General features: G+C 69.5%; 16 protein-coding genes and 1 tRNA gene. 14 read left to right on the plus strand and 3 right to left on the minus strand.

What is annotated here, in order from left to right:
- Window positions 1-222: 222 nt before the first annotated feature.
- The 6 genes from OG842_RS04860 (at window position 223) to OG842_RS04885 (ending at window position 5,948) form a co-directional block, all read left to right on the plus strand.
- Window positions 223-963, plus strand: coding sequence for an SDR family NAD(P)-dependent oxidoreductase (locus OG842_RS04860; RefSeq protein ID WP_266727739.1), 741 nt, complete (start codon window positions 223-225; stop codon window positions 961-963).
- Between the two features lie 590 nt (window positions 964-1,553).
- The gene (locus OG842_RS04865) at window positions 1,554-1,763 is read left to right on the plus strand and encodes a ferredoxin (protein WP_266727740.1); all 210 of its coding nucleotides are present in this window, start codon (window positions 1,554-1,556) and stop codon (window positions 1,761-1,763) included.
- Window positions 1,753-3,129, plus strand: coding sequence for an NAD(P)/FAD-dependent oxidoreductase (locus tag OG842_RS04870; protein ID WP_266727741.1), 1,377 nt, complete (start codon window positions 1,753-1,755; stop codon window positions 3,127-3,129). The genes OG842_RS04865 and OG842_RS04870 overlap by 11 nt, the downstream gene beginning before the upstream one ends.
- A 35-nt stretch (window positions 3,130-3,164) precedes the next feature.
- Window positions 3,165-4,382 (plus strand): cytochrome P450, encoded by a 1,218-nt coding sequence (locus OG842_RS04875; protein ID WP_266727742.1) that lies wholly within the window; start codon window positions 3,165-3,167, stop codon window positions 4,380-4,382.
- 95 nt (window positions 4,383-4,477) lie between these two features.
- On the plus strand, window positions 4,478-4,630 hold the full coding sequence (locus tag OG842_RS04880; RefSeq protein ID WP_266727743.1) for a hypothetical protein: 153 nt from the start codon (window positions 4,478-4,480) through the stop codon (window positions 4,628-4,630).
- A 556-nt stretch (window positions 4,631-5,186) separates the two neighbouring features.
- On the plus strand, window positions 5,187-5,948 hold the full coding sequence (locus OG842_RS04885) for a GNAT family N-acetyltransferase (RefSeq protein ID WP_266733431.1): 762 nt from the start codon (window positions 5,187-5,189) through the stop codon (window positions 5,946-5,948).
- Here the strand turns inward: OG842_RS04885 and OG842_RS04890 are convergent.
- The gene (locus OG842_RS04890; RefSeq protein ID WP_266727744.1) at window positions 5,938-6,249 is read right to left on the minus strand and encodes a GFA family protein; all 312 of its coding nucleotides are present in this window, start codon (window positions 6,247-6,249) and stop codon (window positions 5,938-5,940) included. The genes OG842_RS04885 and OG842_RS04890 overlap by 11 nt on opposite strands.
- Before the next feature lie 562 nt (window positions 6,250-6,811).
- Between OG842_RS04890 and OG842_RS04895 the strand changes: the two genes are divergently transcribed.
- The 4 genes from OG842_RS04895 to OG842_RS04910 all read left to right on the plus strand — a co-directional run bounded on the left by OG842_RS04895 (window position 6,812) and on the right by OG842_RS04910 (window position 9,705).
- A complete protein-coding gene (locus OG842_RS04895) occupies window positions 6,812-7,639 on the plus strand; it encodes a phosphotransferase enzyme family protein (RefSeq protein ID WP_266727745.1) in 828 nt (275 codons plus the stop codon).
- On the plus strand, window positions 7,636-8,232 hold the full coding sequence (locus OG842_RS04900; RefSeq protein ID WP_443063966.1) for an NUDIX domain-containing protein: 597 nt from the start codon (window positions 7,636-7,638) through the stop codon (window positions 8,230-8,232). Before OG842_RS04895 ends, OG842_RS04900 begins: the two co-directional genes overlap by 4 nt.
- 185 nt (window positions 8,233-8,417) lie before the next feature.
- A complete protein-coding gene (locus OG842_RS04905) occupies window positions 8,418-9,014 on the plus strand; it encodes a class I SAM-dependent methyltransferase (RefSeq protein WP_323185703.1) in 597 nt (198 codons plus the stop codon).
- 232 nt (window positions 9,015-9,246) lie between these two features.
- Complete coding sequence (locus OG842_RS04910; protein WP_266727746.1) at window positions 9,247-9,705, plus strand: NUDIX domain-containing protein; 459 nt, start codon at window positions 9,247-9,249, stop codon at window positions 9,703-9,705.
- 154 nt (window positions 9,706-9,859) lie between these two features.
- On the opposite strand, the gene OG842_RS04915 is transcribed toward OG842_RS04910, so the two are convergent.
- Complete coding sequence (locus OG842_RS04915) at window positions 9,860-10,450, minus strand: AAA family ATPase (protein WP_266727747.1); 591 nt, start codon at window positions 10,448-10,450, stop codon at window positions 9,860-9,862.
- A gap of 466 nt (window positions 10,451-10,916) precedes the next feature.
- Here OG842_RS04915 and galE point away from each other — a divergent pair, with 466 nt between their 5' ends.
- From galE to OG842_RS45165, 4 genes are all read left to right on the plus strand, one after another.
- Window positions 10,917-11,912 carry a UDP-glucose 4-epimerase GalE gene (gene galE / locus OG842_RS04920; RefSeq protein WP_266727748.1) on the plus strand — a complete coding sequence of 332 codons (996 nt, stop codon included), beginning with the start codon at window positions 10,917-10,919 and terminating at the stop codon, window positions 11,910-11,912.
- 625 nt (window positions 11,913-12,537) lie between these two features.
- The gene (locus tag OG842_RS04925) at window positions 12,538-13,332 is read left to right on the plus strand and encodes a GOLPH3/VPS74 family protein (RefSeq protein WP_266727749.1); all 795 of its coding nucleotides are present in this window, start codon (window positions 12,538-12,540) and stop codon (window positions 13,330-13,332) included.
- Between the two features lie 168 nt (window positions 13,333-13,500).
- Window positions 13,501-13,956: a transposase gene (locus OG842_RS45160; protein WP_443064053.1), complete on the plus strand. Its 456-nt coding sequence runs from the start codon at window positions 13,501-13,503 to the stop codon at window positions 13,954-13,956.
- Window positions 13,957-14,425: 469 nt separating this feature from the next.
- Window positions 14,426-14,752, plus strand: a complete 327-nt coding sequence (locus tag OG842_RS45165; protein ID WP_266727750.1) for a hypothetical protein — start codon at window positions 14,426-14,428, stop codon at window positions 14,750-14,752.
- A 110-nt stretch (window positions 14,753-14,862) separates the two neighbouring features.
- Here the strand turns inward: OG842_RS45165 and OG842_RS04935 are convergent.
- A tRNA-Pro gene (locus tag OG842_RS04935) sits at window positions 14,863-14,936 on the minus strand.
- Window positions 14,937-14,979 lie beyond the last annotated feature (43 nt).

Raw genomic sequence — 14,979 nt, forward strand, 5'->3', positions numbered from 1 at the left:
CCACGAGCAGCGCGGCGCGCTCCAGTCGCCCGCGGACGCGCGACCAGCGAGCCGAGCTCACCGGCCCCCAGGCCCACGTGGGCCACGTGGGCCAGGCTGGACCGTGATCAACGATCGGCCCGGCGTGGATCCGTCCCCGCCATGGAATGAACCATCAGGATCATCAGTTACACGAGGAACAGCTGACAGCATGTCGTTCCTCTCGGCTTGGAGGAGCTTTCCATGACTGCAGAACTGGACGGATCCACCGCTCTTGTCACCGGCGCCACCGCTGGCATCGGCCGGGCCATTGCCCTTCGCCTGGCAGCGTTGGGGGCCTCGGTTGTCGTCCACGGGAGGGACGAGCAGCGAGGTGCTGCGACCGTCGAAGAGATCGCTGCCGCAGGCGGGAAGGCCAGGTTCGTCGCTGCGGATCTGAGTAGTTCCGAGGATGTCCTGCGTCTTGCCGCTGAAGCAGGCGAAGTAGACATTCTGATCAACAACGCTGGTATCTACCGGTTCGCCAGTACGCCGGACACCACCCCCGAGATGTTCGACGCCCAGATGGCCGTCAACTCACGCGCGCCAATGCTCCTGGTCGGTGCCCTCGCCCCGGGAATGGCTGCGCGGGGGCGTGGCTCCATCGTGAGTGTGAGTACAGCGGCGGCTACCACGCCGGTGCGGGAATCGGGCGCCTACGGGGCCTCCAAAGCTGCACTCGAACTTCTCACACGAGTATGGGCCGACGAGTTCGGCGCCCAGGGCGTCCGCGTGAACGCCGTGGCCCCGGGCCCCGTCCATACCCCCGGGACGGAGGAGATGGGAGGTGAAACCCTCCAGGCGATCGGGCGAACCACCGTACTGGGGCGGGTCGCGGACCCTGAGGAAATCGCGGAAGCGGTTCTGTTCCTTGCCTCCTCCCGCGCCAGCTACATCACCGGCGCGGTTCTCGAGGCACGCGGCGGACAGCTTGCGATCGGATGACCCCGGGCCGCGATGGACATGCCAAACCTGACACTCATGCCCATGATGTCCATGGACTGGTGCTGATCGGCCTGCCTGACGGGAAAGGCCCACACCACGAGCAGCGGCTCGATGTCCGAGAGCGGCCCGTTCGGGGACGAGGTGAAGGCCCCCGGGCGTTCGGTGGACGGCTGCCCCGCCCCGTGAAGAAGCTGTTTCTGATCCTGGCGTGAGCAGTTGACGCGATGTGGTTACGACAACAGCAGGTGAGACGAAGATCGCTGCCCCGGCATCTGGTGGCCTTGCCGGTCACTGTCGGTCTGCATTCTTGGCCATGCGGTCAGGGCCGGTCCGGGCGAGGCTGACGTGATGATGGGGCTCCATGTGATCGTGTACCCGCTGCCGGGCTGGCGCCGGTGATCCTCATACTGATCTCTTTCACGGCGGCTCCGTTCCTGGTGCCCGATCGCAGCCTCGTTCCCCCATCTGCGCGTTCTCGAACGCCCTGCCCGCTGGATCTGGTCCCGACGGAGTAGCCGGGCGAGCGCCTGGCGCATTCCGATCCTAGAAAGAGACAGGGAGCTCAAAGGCGACGGAGAAAGAGGCTTGGGATGCGGCTCGTCGTGGACCTCACCCGCTGCCAGGCGTACGCGCAGTGCGTGTTTCTCGCACCGGAGATGTTCGAGCTGCATGGCGAGGAAGCGCTGCTGTACCGCCAGGAAGTCCCGGACGAGCAGCTGGGGCGTGTGCGCCAGGCCGCTGCGGCGTGCCCGGTCCAGGCGATCCTCGTGGGTGAAGCGGTGATCGCCGGTGCCCGGTGACCTTCGGGAGGGTCCCATCGTCATCGTCGGCGCGTCGCTGGCCGGGTTGCGGGCTGCCGAGAAGCTGCGCGAGGAGGGTTTCACCGGCTCGCTGACCGTGGTCGGGGACGAGCCCCACCCGCCCTACGACAGGCCGCCGCTGTCCAAGCAGGTCTTGCTCGGCATGTCGGCGGCGGACACCACCGGGCTGCCGATGCGCCGCGATCCTGATGCCGACTGGCGGCTCGGAGTGCGTGCCACAGGGCTCGACCCGGTCGGCCGTCAGGTCCTGCTGGGCGACGGCGAGTCCCTGCCCTACGACCGGCTGCTGATCGCCACCGGAACCCGAGCGCGCCCCTGGCCCCAACGGGAGCAGGCGGCCCTGGACGGAGTCTTCTCCCTGCGCACCCGTGACGACGCCGGGCACCTGGCCGAGCGGCTGGCCGCCGGGCCGCGCCGGGTGCTCGTCATCGGCGCAGGCTTCACCGGCTCGGAGATCGCCTCGGCCTGCCGGGAGCGGGGCATCGCGGTCACGGTCGCAGAACGCGGCACCGCACCGCTGGTGGGCGCCCTCGGCGGCACACTGGCGAAACTCGCAGCCGGACTGCAGCGGGCCCACGGCGTGGACCTGCGCTGCGGAGTGACGGTCACCGCGCTGCGCGGGAACGACGGCGGGCGGTTCACCGGAGCCGACCTCTCCGACGGCAGCCACATCGACGCGGACGTGTGCGTCATCGCCATGGGTGCGGTCCGCAACGTCGAGTGGCTGGCTGATTCCGGGCTGGCGGCGGGCCCGCACGGCGTCGCCTGCGATGCGGGGTGCCGCGCCTTCGACATGTACGGGATCGTCACCGACGATGTCTTCGTGGCCGGCGACGTCTCCCGCTTCCCCCACCCGCTCTTCGACTACCAGATGCTCTCCTTGGAGCACTGGGGCAACGCGGTCGCGCAGGCCGAGGTGGCGGCCCACAACATGATCAGTCCCGGACCGCCGCGCCGCCCCCACCTGGCGGTTCCGGTCTTCTGGTCGAGTCAGTTCGGGGTCAACATCAAGTCCGTGGGCGTCCCCACCTACTCCGACCAGGTGGTCATTGCCCAGGGCTCACTCAGTGAACGCCGTCTGGTGGCGGTCTACGGCTACCGAGGACGGATCACTGCCGCCGTCACCGTCGACATGGCCAAGTGGCTGGAGTACTACCAGGGCCTGATCGAGACCGCCGCCCCCTTCCCGCCCGCGCCCGGCGCGGCCGACGGCCACCCGCTGGTGACCGAATTCGCGCTCCCCTCCGACGTGCCGGATTCGAAGGGACTGTCCCACGGCCCCACCGTCGCGCTCACCGGTCACCTGCCGGACCGCCGACTCACCGTGGTCCGGCCCGCCGGCTGAACCTTCCGTCCTCCCCCGTCACGAGGAGCCCGTCGATGGCTGTCGACACCCTGCTGGAGCGGATCACCGACTACGCCAACCGCCCCGACCCCTACCCGCTGTACGCGGAACTCCGCGAGGCGGGCGTGGCGCGTCAGACGGACGGCAGCTACCTGGTCGGCGGGTACTACGACATCGTCGCCCTGTTCCACAACCCACGGCTCAGCTCCGACCGCCGCAACCGCGCCGGCACCTACAGCGGCCTGCCGGCGGAAGAGGAAGAGCCCCACCCTTTCATCCGGCTCGACGACCCCGAACACCACAGGCTGCGCAGCCTGGCCACACGGCCGTTCGGTCCCCCGCACAGCCCGGGCCGGATCGACGCGATGCGGGACGAGATCACCCGGATCACCGACGAACTGATCGAGTCGCTCCAGGGCCGTACGCGAGTCGACATCGTCGACGACTTCGCCTACCCCCTGCCCGTCACCGTCATCTGCCGACTCCTCGGTGTGCCGCGCGAAGACGAGCCGACCTTCCGCGAGTGGTCCAACGCCATCACCGAATCCGGCGACATCCGGCCCGGCGAAGACCTCACCATGCGCCAACAGGCCGGCAACCAGGCCCGAGCGCAGATGGGCCGCTACCTGGTGGACCTCGCCGAACAGCGCCGCGGCCACCAGGGTGACGACATGCTGTCCGCGTTCGTCAACGACCCCGGCCCGACCGGAGGGCTCACCCGCGAGGAACTGGCGGCCACCGCAGTGCTGCTGCTCGTCGCCGGACACGAAACCACGGTCAATCTGATCACCAACGGCGTACTCACTCTGCTGCGCCACCCCGACCAACTGGAGCGCCTGCGCCGCGAACCCGACCTGCTTCCCGGCACAGTGGAAGAACTGCTGCGCTACGAACCCCCGGTCCATTTGCTGGACCGCACGCCCCTCGCCCACGTCGACGTCGCGGGCACGACCATCCCCAAGGGCGTACCCGTGGTGCTCGCGCTGGCCTCGGCCAACCGTGACCCCAAACGGTTCCGCGACCCCGACCGGTTCGACCCCGCCCGCCGGGACAACCAGCACCTCGGATTCGGCAGCGGCATCCACATCTGCTACGGCGCACCCCTCGCCCGGGTCGAAGCCCAGATCGCCCTGGGGGCACTCCTTCCCCATCTCACCACCGCAACCCTGGTCGAAGACCCTCCCCCATACCGGCACAGCGCCGTACTGCGCGGCCCCCGACACCTTCCCATCGAGCTGGCCCCGTCGCCGTAGACGCAATGAACCGCCTCGCCGTGGCGATGGAACCGAGGCGGCACGCAGAACGGAGCTGCTCAGCCGCGGGCACGCTGGGAAGGCCGTAGTCGAGCGTGGCGGTCGGGCTCGACGACATCAACCACCCGCCGCATGGTGTCAAGGCCGACGTCATCACCCAGCGCGGCAGCCGGCGCAAGGAACTCCTCGATGACAGTCCGGGCTACGTGCTCGCCACCGACGTCGCCCTGAAGCATGGCGCGGCCTGAGCCAGGCGGGCCAGAGTTCGGGAGCGGCGCGGATCACAAGGAATCGGTCTGGATCTTCTGCCGGCAACAGGTCAGCCCCGGACCGAGAGGTGAAGGCGCGGTCCCGGGTATGGGGCACAGCAGTTGTCCCCCCGTATCTCACAGCAATCCCGCCCCTGCGAGCCGTCAGGAGCCGCCAACCGATCTGTTGGGCTGCTTCCATGGGGTCGGCATAGCCCGGTCACTGACAGGCAGAGGAGGCTATTGACCGTAACGGGCGCGGAATCCGGTGTCGCCCTGGCGGGGTTGGAGAGTGATCCAGAACGCTGTCGAGCGCATCGAGACCGATGAGCTTCCCGAGATCGCCGCCTCGCTGTACGAGACCGCACCGCCCAAGCGTCAGCCCCGGAGACAGCGGGCGGTTCGTGCCGCCGGTAGGGCGTGTATCGAATGTGCTGGTCGCCAGCGCGACACTGCCGACGGACGAACCGAAATCGCATGCGATCTCCGCCCAGTCATGCTGGGATCAATCGCTATGAATGATCATTTCCTCGATGAAGCCGACTTGATGAACAGGATGGAACGGAACCTGGCGGAACATGCCTGTCACCTGCACCGGAGTATGACCGGTGCGACCGTCACAGATGCTGGTGACCTCCTGATTGCGGACAGCGGCCTGGATGACGACACTTTCAACATCGTTGCTGCGGCCCGCTTCACCGCCGACGCTACGGCACGTATCACCGAGACTGCTGGGACGCTGGCTCGCACCGGCCGTCGTTTCTCCTGGTGGGTGGGGCCCGCCTCGACACCAGTGGACCTCACCTCCCGCCTGACGGCGGCCGGTCTACCGGCATCCGAACGCGAGACGGCGATGTGGGCCGAACTGGACGACACCCTGCCACCGCCTGCCGCCCAGGGGCTGGACATCCAGCGGGTGGCCACGCCCGAACAGCTCGCCGACTACGCCACGGTTCTTGCCGCGAACTGGGACCCGCCCGCTGACACCGTCCGCCGCTTCTTCGCCCAGGCCGCCCCGCAGGCACTGGCCGCGCAGTGCCCGGCCCGGTATCTGGTCGGCTATGTGGAGAGCCGTCCGGTCTGCTCCGCTGAAGTGTTTCATCACGCGGGAGTCGCCGGCATCTACAACATTTCCACCCTGGCCGCCCACCGCCGACGGGGCTACGGCGGTGCCATCACGCTCACGGCACTCCACACGGCCCGCGACCGAGACCACCGCATCGCGGTCCTGCAGGCGTCAGCCGACGGCGAGCCCGTCTACCGCCACCTGGGGTTCCGCTCCTGTGGCCAGTTCACCGAACACGCCATCAACCCCTGAACCACCCGAACTCCACTGGCCCTCCGCCCGGGTTGATGCCGCACTCGACGGCGTACCGAGCCCTGTAGTCCTCGGCGTCGAACCCGGGCGGCCGGCCACCACGCGAGCCGAGCTCCTTCCAGCTGAAGGCGGTCCGGCGGAAGCCGACCCAGGCCATGAGCGGGCCGCCGGACAGGCGGGAGCAGTGGGGGCAGGCGCATACGTGGGGGTCGTACGGCTCTCCGGTCGCTTCGAAGCGGATGTGTCCGCACAGGCAGCCGCCGGTGGACACCTCGTGGGTGGGTGTGTCGTCGTTCGGCATCGGGGCTCCTTGCTGTCGCGGCAGGATCGTTGTGCGCGCCGGATCGCCGAAAGCGGGCGGGGCGGCAGGCGGAGTCCGGGGCGTCTGAGTGCGTCTCGGGGTCGGCAGCCTGGCAGGCCCATTCCGCTGCTGTGGTGCGACGGGACAGAATCGGACCATTGCCGCCCCCGTGACACCGCGCGGCGCCCACTGGAGTGGCGCAGTCGCTGCACGGGTCGGCATGGCTTTCACATTGGCCGGAAACCCGCGGCGGATGCGGCCGAAGGGGTGACCGTCCATCGAACGGAGACGTTTCAAACGCCCTGCCCCCGCGCGTCCGGCGCGAACTGCGGTATTCGCACAGACATCCAGGATTCCCCTCGTCGTCACCCGTTACGGCGAGCTGCGGGGCCAGTTCTTAGAGCAACCGTGCCATTCGATGGCCTGATGGAGGACACGATGTTTTCTCTTCCCGCCTCCGTGCACGAGCCCCTCGGGTTCGAACGATTGCGGCCCTCCCCTGCTCTTCCTGCCACTGGTGTGCAGCGAGTCGGCGTGTTGGCCCGCTGCTCGGTACGGCCGGATGCGGGGTGGGCAGCCGACCGGCTCCAGATCCGTCGGGCACCGGGCACGTGCAGGCCCGGCCGCCGGCCGTCCGCCGGGCTGGGGGTGCGACGGTGAGCGCGCGCAAGCAAAGACGCGGTGGCGTCTCGCGGGCCGAGCAGGAGCTCTACGGGGGCCGGCTCCGGTGGGACCAGTCGACGAGAAGTTGAGGGCGGTGGTGCTCACATCGGTGCCGGGTCGGCCGCTGCACGGCGCTGTTCTCTCCCCCGGGCAGCAGCGCGATGTCTTCCAACGGATCGGCGCGCTGGCCCGCCGCGTCCACCAGGCATCTGCCCCGTGGCCCGCCTCCGAAGGCAGCGGCCCGGCCGTCGGGAAGGCCGAACGGCACCTGACGGCCGCACGGCCCCATCTGGCCCCGGGCGATGAAGGGTTCGTCCGCGGACTCGTCCGGCAGGCGAAGACCCTGTTCTTGCTGGAGCAGGTCGAGACCCACGGCGATTTCCAGCTCCGCAACATCCTGTGTTCCGACGACGTCGATGGCGCCCTGGCAGTGATCGACCTTGAGCGAAGTGAGCCCGGTCCCGCGGTCCGGGATCTGGTTCGTCTGTCCGATGCCTGGGCTCATCGCCCCGACCTCTACGAGGCATTTCTGGCCGGGTACGGGCGGACCTTGACCGATGCCGAGGAATCACGCCGGGTCATCGACTCAGCCCTCGATGCCGTGAGCGGAGTCGCCTTCGGCGTCGCCCATGGGGATGCCGAACTGGTCGAGCGCGGCCGGCGGACTCTGGTCCGGCTGCGCACTGAGTACCGATACTGCAACTCGCTGACTGGAGAGAGCCCATGAGCCGCGACACGGCCCCTGCCACCACGATCGGTTCGCCGAGTGCGGCCCGGCGACCGGTGGTCCCGAGTATTCGGTCGAGCGGTGAAGCCGCCAGGTCCTCGATGACGATGGAGCAGTACGCCGAAACCGTCCCCAAGGCAACCCTGTGGGCGTGCGTCTACTTCACTGACGAGGACGACCAGCCGCTTCAGATCCACTCCGTCTACTCTCCCGCGTACCCGTGGCAACTGGTGGGCGGGACGATGGATCCCGGTGAGCCCCCCTGGCAGACGGCCGTGCGGGAGTGCCGGGAAGAAACCGGAATCACGCCGACCGGGCCGCCCCGGCTCCTGGCCACGGTGTACGGCCCGCCCGGCGGCGGATGGCCCTACAGCACGATCGGCTGCGTCTTCGATGGCGGCCGGCTCACTGCAGCGCAGATCCGTGGCATCACCCTCGACCGGGAGGAGCACGACGAGGTCCGTGTCCTGCCGCTGGTCGGATGGAAAGAGCTGATGCCGCCCAGCGACTTCGCTCGCCTGTGCGCCGTGGAGGAGGCGCGCCGTACCGGCGTGGCCGCATACTTCGACACCTGGGGCTGGGGACCCGAGTGACCGGCAGCATCGTGTTGTCGCCCGGGCAGACGGTGGCGGCGAGCCGGCGTGCCCTGGCCGTGCTGAATGCCGTTTCGGTCACCGGCACGGAACCGGGGACGCGGACTTGGAACTTCTCGAATGGCTCCGTGCCACGGGCCCCCATGAACACCACATCAGCGAACCGCACCAGTTGAGGAGCAGCAGTGGGGTACGTCGTCCGCGAGGCATGGCACGAGCACTATGCCGATGGGAAGGATTTCCGGCCGCTGGGTGATACCGAACGGGCGCTGCTCGCCGAACACGCTCCTGTGCCGGACGGTGGCGGGCGTGCGCTCGACGTGGGCTGCGGGACGGGCGGGCTGGCTGTCTATCTTTCGTCGCTCGGCTATGTGGTGGATGCCGTCGACTTCGCCGACAGTGCGATCGGCCGGGCCCGAGCCGAGCACACCGATGTGGAGGGGGTGCGTTGGCTACGGCTTGACATCGAGCGCGATGACCCGGTGGAGCTGCACCCGGATGGCTACGACCTGGTGACACTGCGTCTGGCGTACCCGTTTCTGCAAGACCGCAGTCGTGTCCTGCACGCGCTCGGCGAGCGGATGCGTCGGGGTGGCGCGCTCGTGGTCATCACGCCCACCGCCGAGCTCACGTCGAAGGAGCGGCGGAGCATCGCTCTGGACGAGGGCGAGATCAGTCTGCTCACCGCGGGCTGGGAGCAGGCCGAGCGGCTGGACGCGGACGGGCTCGCTGTTGTTGTCCTGCGTGGCCCCGGGCACACGGTCAGCGCGGCGATCGAGTAGCGGCCGCCCACGGGCCATGCTCTGACCGGTACGCTCCCGGTCGTCACCGACGAGGCCGGCCGGGTCCCGCTCGGCCGGTCCACCCGGGGCATGTGGGAGTTGCCGGGCTGCAAGACTTCGGGTTCGGAGGACTTCGCGTCGGCGGCGGCCCCGGAAAGGACGCGACTGGCCGTGGCACCCCGGCCTGGTCCACGGCCGAATCCCGGTCCGCCAGGCCTGGGGCTGGCTCTTTGTGCCCGACGGCCGCGTCGTCGTGGTGATCGACCCCGCTGATCCGCTGGCCATGCTGCCCGGCGGCACGGTCGAGACCACGGACGCATCCCCCGAAGCCACCCTGGTACGCGAGGCCGCCGAAGAAGCACAACTGACTCTCCCCTTGGGAAGGATCGAGCGGCTGGGATGGGTCTACGACGCGACCGGTGCAGTCCACGGTCGCATCGGCGAGTGCGCGCGGCTGCGACTGGCGGCGCCGATCACAGCAGTCGGCCCGTCCGCGACCGACCCTGCCAGCGGACGCCGGTACGCCCGGCTCCTGGCCACCCCCGAGCAGGCCGCCGCGCTCCACGGCTGGGGCGACCAGGGCTACCAACAGGCGGCCCAAGCCGCCCGCCTGGCCCACGAACAATGGGACATCCCACTCGCGGCACGGTCCCCCATCACAGAAATCCCCACCGAGGGAATCGGGCGGTGACCGGCACCGCGTTCGTCCAGCGCAGCATCAACTCGGCCACGCGCGAACACCCGACACGGTCAGCCGGCCGGACCGGCCTGCGCGCCGGCCGCCTGCGGGAGGCGTCGCTGTCCGGCAGAGCAGGGACCGGCCGGCATCGCCCCGGAGGCTGCCTTCAGCGGCCCGCGTCCGGCTCGGGCGAGGCTCCGACGTGCACGGGCGCCCGGACGAAGTCGGCGATGGCGTGGAGTCCCGGCTGGTATCCGTCCGATGTGTCCACGGTCAGGGTGGGGACGTCCAGGGAGATCGGCACCCAGGAATCGAGGGAGTGCTCTCCTGCGGAGATCGCTCGAAGCAGGTCCTGGTCGCCATGGGCGGCCCGGTGCGCGTCTTGCTTCGCGCGCTGGACGATTCGGTCGTGCGCGATGTCGGCGTGGGCGGTGCAGCGGATGACGCGGAGGGGCGCGAGGCCGGTGAGCGGCTCGAGATTCGGCCGCCAGAGCCGGTCCTGGAAGGCGGCTTCAGCGACGAGCGTGACGCCGGCCTTCAAGAGCACCTTCAGCACACCGAAGAAGGCATCGAGGGTGGGGTAGTTGAGGGGGTCGTCGCCGCCACTCCGGTAGCCGGGGTGGGACAGGACCATGCCCTGCTTGATCTCGTCGCGGATGATCGCGGGGCATCCGAGCACTCGGGCGAGCTCGTGCGCGAGCGTGGTCTTTCCCGTTCCCGGGCCGCCGCTCACGACGACCAGGGTGGGTGTACTCATCGCGTGTTCTCGCAGGTCAGCATGGGGTTCCCGTTCATGGTTTCATCCCGTCAGAGCGGGGTGGATGGGCATTGTGTTCTTCGCGAGCCGGAGGGCGGTGCATCCGGGGAATCCGGGCTCGCGGGACAGTTTGGCGTATTCGCGGAGGTGGAGTCGGGCAATTGGGGGGCGAGGGCCGTCTTGCTCCCCGCCCGGGCGCCCGAAGCGTACGGCTCGCGTCAGATCCTCGGGGCAGCAGCAGGCGGGGCATCTGCGGGTGCCGTAGGTGCTGCCCGCCTCCGCGTTCTGTCAACCGCCGCCGCTCGGGGTGGCGGTGGCGGCGGGGGTCACGGAGCCCGGTGACGCCGACGTCCGCGAACCGGGCCCGACGGGGCAGCCGAGAGGCCACCCTCCCCCGCCTGGCTTCTCCGCTAGCCTTGCTGCCGGTCGCCTACTGGGGTTGGAACAGGGCCGGGAGAGAAACATCATGGTGAAGGTCCTCATCGCCGGGGGAGCCGGTTACATCGGCAGCACCATCGCCTCGGCCTGCCTGGACGCAGGCATCACCCCGGTGATCCTCGACAGCCTCGTTCGGGGCCGCCGCGAGTTCACCGAGGGCCGCACCTTCTACGAAGGCGACATCGCGGACGGCGCACTGGTCGACCGGATCTTCTCGGAGCACCCGGGCATCTCCGCCGTGGTGCACTGCGCGGCGCTGATCGTGGTGCCCGAGTCCGTCGCGGACCCGATCGGCTATTACGAGGCGAACGTGGCCAAGAGCCTGGCCTTCATCAGCCACCTGCACCGCAACGGCTGCGACCGCATCATCTTCAGCAGCTCGGCCTCCATCTACCGGGCCGAGGACGGTTCACCCGTCAACGAGGACTCGCCGCTGGCGCCACAGAGCCCCTACGCGCGGACCAAGGCCGTGTGCGAGGAGATGTTCGCCGACATCGCCGTGGCCGGGCCGCGCGTGCTGTCGCTGCGGTACTTCAACCCGGTCGGGGCCGACCCCAAGCTGCGTACCGGGCTCCAGCTCAAGCGGCCCAGTCATGCCCTGGGTGTGCTCATCCAGGCACACCAGGAAGGCCGTCCGTTCCCGATCACCGGGACGAACTACCCGACGCGCGACGGCAGCGGTATCCGGGACTACGTGCACGTCTGGGATCTCGCCGCGGCCCACATCGCGGCGATCGAGCGCTTCGACTCCATCCTCACGGGCTCGAAGCGCTCGATCGCGATCAATCTCGGCACCGGCTCCGGCACCACGGTCCGGGAGCTGTGCGAGGCGTTCAACAACGTCGTCAGCACCCCCTTGGCAACCATCGTCACCGGTCCGCGGCCCGGTGACGTGGCCGGCGGCTACACCAGGAGCGACCGGGCGGCCGAGCTGCTGGGGTGGAAGCCGAAGCTGTCCCTGGAGGACGGCATCCGATCCGCCCTGGACTGGATTCCGGTGCGCGACGCGCTGTTGACGGACTGAAACCCGTCCTTCCCGCCTTCACTCCTGCCTGGCGCTCGGGTCCAGGAGGAGGTCGGCTTTCGAGGGCGAGCAGGTGCCGCATGGCGGGAGCGAGCCACGCGGTGTACCACCGGTGGTCTGCCAGAGCGTCCCGAAAGGCGTCGTGGGAGACGTCGAGCGTTTCGAGGAGCTTGTGGCCGGCGGTCCGGTCGGCCTCCAGGGTGCCGATGCCCCGAGCGCAATGTGACGGGAGCCGCTGAGGTGCTGCTCGTGGGTGCGCAGGTTCCGCCGTACGTCGTGCTCGTCGAGCCGTGCGGCACTTCCGGCGACGTCCACGAGCTGCGGGTGGGACGGCCGGTCGCTGAGCAGTGAGGCATCCCGGACGCCGGCAACGACGAAGAGGCCGGGGTGCCGGTCAGCAGGTCAAAGGCGGCGAAGGCTCGTACGGGGCCCGACAGACAGGCCCTGTGCGTCCGGGCCCGGCCTCCTGGAAGCAGATGCTCCGGTACAGCCGGCACGCTGAGGATCCTGGCCCTGCCCGTACTCGGAGGACGCAGGGTGAGGCCCGTCGGGGAAGCCAGCGCGGTAGGTCCCTCGGAGTGCGGAGTTCTCCCTTCCGCGGACCGCCGCGCCTACCCTGGCAGACATGACCACGGGGGATGAACTGCTCCTGCTCGCGATAGTCCCGGGCAGGCAGCGCATACGGATACGAAGCGAGGACCGGCTTCGGTACGCCCTGCGGACCTCGGAGTTGGCGGATCTGTGCCTGGCCGGACGGATCGCCGTCGGGCGCCGGCGGATCGAGGTTCTGGACGCCCGGCCCGTCGAGGACCGTCGCCTGAGCAGTGTCCTGCAAAGTCTCGGCGCAACTGCTCCCCCGCCCGGCCTCAAGGACTGGCTGGGCCGTACGCCGCGCTCCCTGACCGTCGAGTACCTCTCCCGGCTGGAGGACCAGAAGGCGGTCCGTGTCCGTCGGTGGCGCGATTCCAGCGGCCGTACCCGCAACGACATTCTCTCCGTGGACCTGCCGCGCCGCCAGGCGCTGCTGACCCGCCTCGACAGCGTGGTCCGCTCCGGCTCCGCAAGGTCGACCGCCGACCTCACCCTCACCGTGCTCGCCCAGGCCGCACGCCTCGCCCCTGCCGCCTACCCTGGACTGCGCGGCATCACCGACCGCCGCCGTATGGCCGCCCTCGCCGCAAAGCACCGGCTCACCCCCGCAACCGCCGGAGCGGTCCCGGTCACCGACGAGGAACTCGCTGCGGCACTGACCACCGGCGCCGACTTCCTCACCCGCCAACTCCTCGTCGAGCTCAGTGACCTCTACGCCGACTTCACCACCGGCGGCCACGGTCTCGGCCACGGCCTGGACTCCGGCAGTTGGTCCGAGGGCGGCGCAGGCGGCACCGGCCACCACGGCGACGGGCACGCCGGCTGGTGACTCCGGCAGCCGGAAGTCGCACGGCTCTTGACCGGGCCCGGGGCCCGGTGGCATTCGGCGCGCGGCTTGTGCGGGCATCCCCCACCACCACCGATCACATGGCACGGGTCAGGGGCGCCGCTGAGTCGTATCTTCAAATGATCTTGCGTGGTGGATCACGGCCAGGTGATGCGTCGTCATGAATCGTCGGATGCGGAGTGGGAGTTCGTCCGGGTGCTGTTGCCCGTTTCGCCACGGGGACGTAGGCGGCTGGACGACCGGCGGGTTCTCAACGGGATCGTGTGGAAGTTCCGAACCGGGACCGCATCCGGGGGTGGGCCTTGGACGGCACGTTCGAACGGATGCTCCGGGCCGCCCGGGCAAGGGCCGACGCGGTCGGGGACATCGACTGGCTCATGTCGGTCGAATGGCTGCGCCGCCGACGTATCGTCCCTGCCAAAGGGCTCAATGGCCGATAAGACCAACGTTCCTGCCGTCCTAATCGCCCAACTCCGTATCGGGCACATGTCCGGCGCACCGATCCGACCAGCAAGCGCCGCCAGTCGCTGTCCGAGGGAAAAGACAGCGAAGAAGAAGCGCGGGAATCGCTCCAGGCCGTCATCGAGGCCGCACAGGCCGGCCTGAGCCCGTCGCTCGCCACCAAGGAGCTCGCCGAATACGGCGTAGTGAACATGGACCTTGCTCTGCGCGGCCTGGAGTTGAGAACGTTGGACCCCTACCTTGCCGGGTGGCGGATGCGCGTGGTCCCCGCTCGATGCGCATGGTCCCCTCTCCGGGCCACCTCGCGGTACGGTGATCACTGATGACGTCGCCGACCGCACCGTGCAGAACTGGATCGCCGACGAGCACAGCCGCTCAACCGTGAAGAGCACCATCGCCGTCCTGGTCCGCGTCATCCTCCACCCACGCGCGCCGGCCCTGCCCGACTGGGAAACCCTCGCCGCAGTGGCCGACGCTCTCCTGGCCGCCTCCCACGACCAGTACCGCGGCTGGGGAGATGTGGTCCTCTTCGCCACGTGCACCCGCCGCACGGATCGGCGAGGTCTCAGGCTGCCGCGTCGGAGTCATCGACACCACCCAGTGGATCTGGACCGTGCGACGCCGGACCACATCCGCGTCCGGTGGGCTGACCGGCAAGGGCACCAAGGGCAAGCGCGCCCGTAAGGTTCCCATCGTCGAGGAAATCCGCCCAATCGTCGCCCAGCGCATCCCGTCCGCCGGTCCCGATCCCGACGCACGCCTGTTCACCGGCCCACGCGGCGGACGCATCTCCACCGCCGCCTTGCGCGACGCCACGCACCGGAGGCGGCGCTGGGTGGTGGTCAGCGAGATCACGGCTGCCGGCGCTGCGTTCTCCACGCGCCTCAGCGTGCTGCGTGCACCGCGCTCCCTGCCGGGCCCGATCGTCATGATCCGCTGACACCGGTCAAGGGGGCCGGTCCCCAACTGGCCCCCGGCTGGTCCCCAAGAACGGCCGAGGGCCGGTTTCGGATTTCTCCGAAACCGGCCCTGACCTGCGACTGTCTCCAGTCGGGACGACAGGATTTGAACCTGCGACCCCTTGACCCCCAGTCAAGTGCGCTACCAAGCTGCGCCACGTCCCGATGCGGTTCCCCCCGGTGTTCCCCGGCGGGCTCGCAGGACAAA

It is taken from the genome of Streptomyces sp. NBC_00376, from assembly GCF_036077095.1.
Taxonomy (GTDB): domain Bacteria; phylum Actinomycetota; class Actinomycetes; order Streptomycetales; family Streptomycetaceae; genus Streptomyces.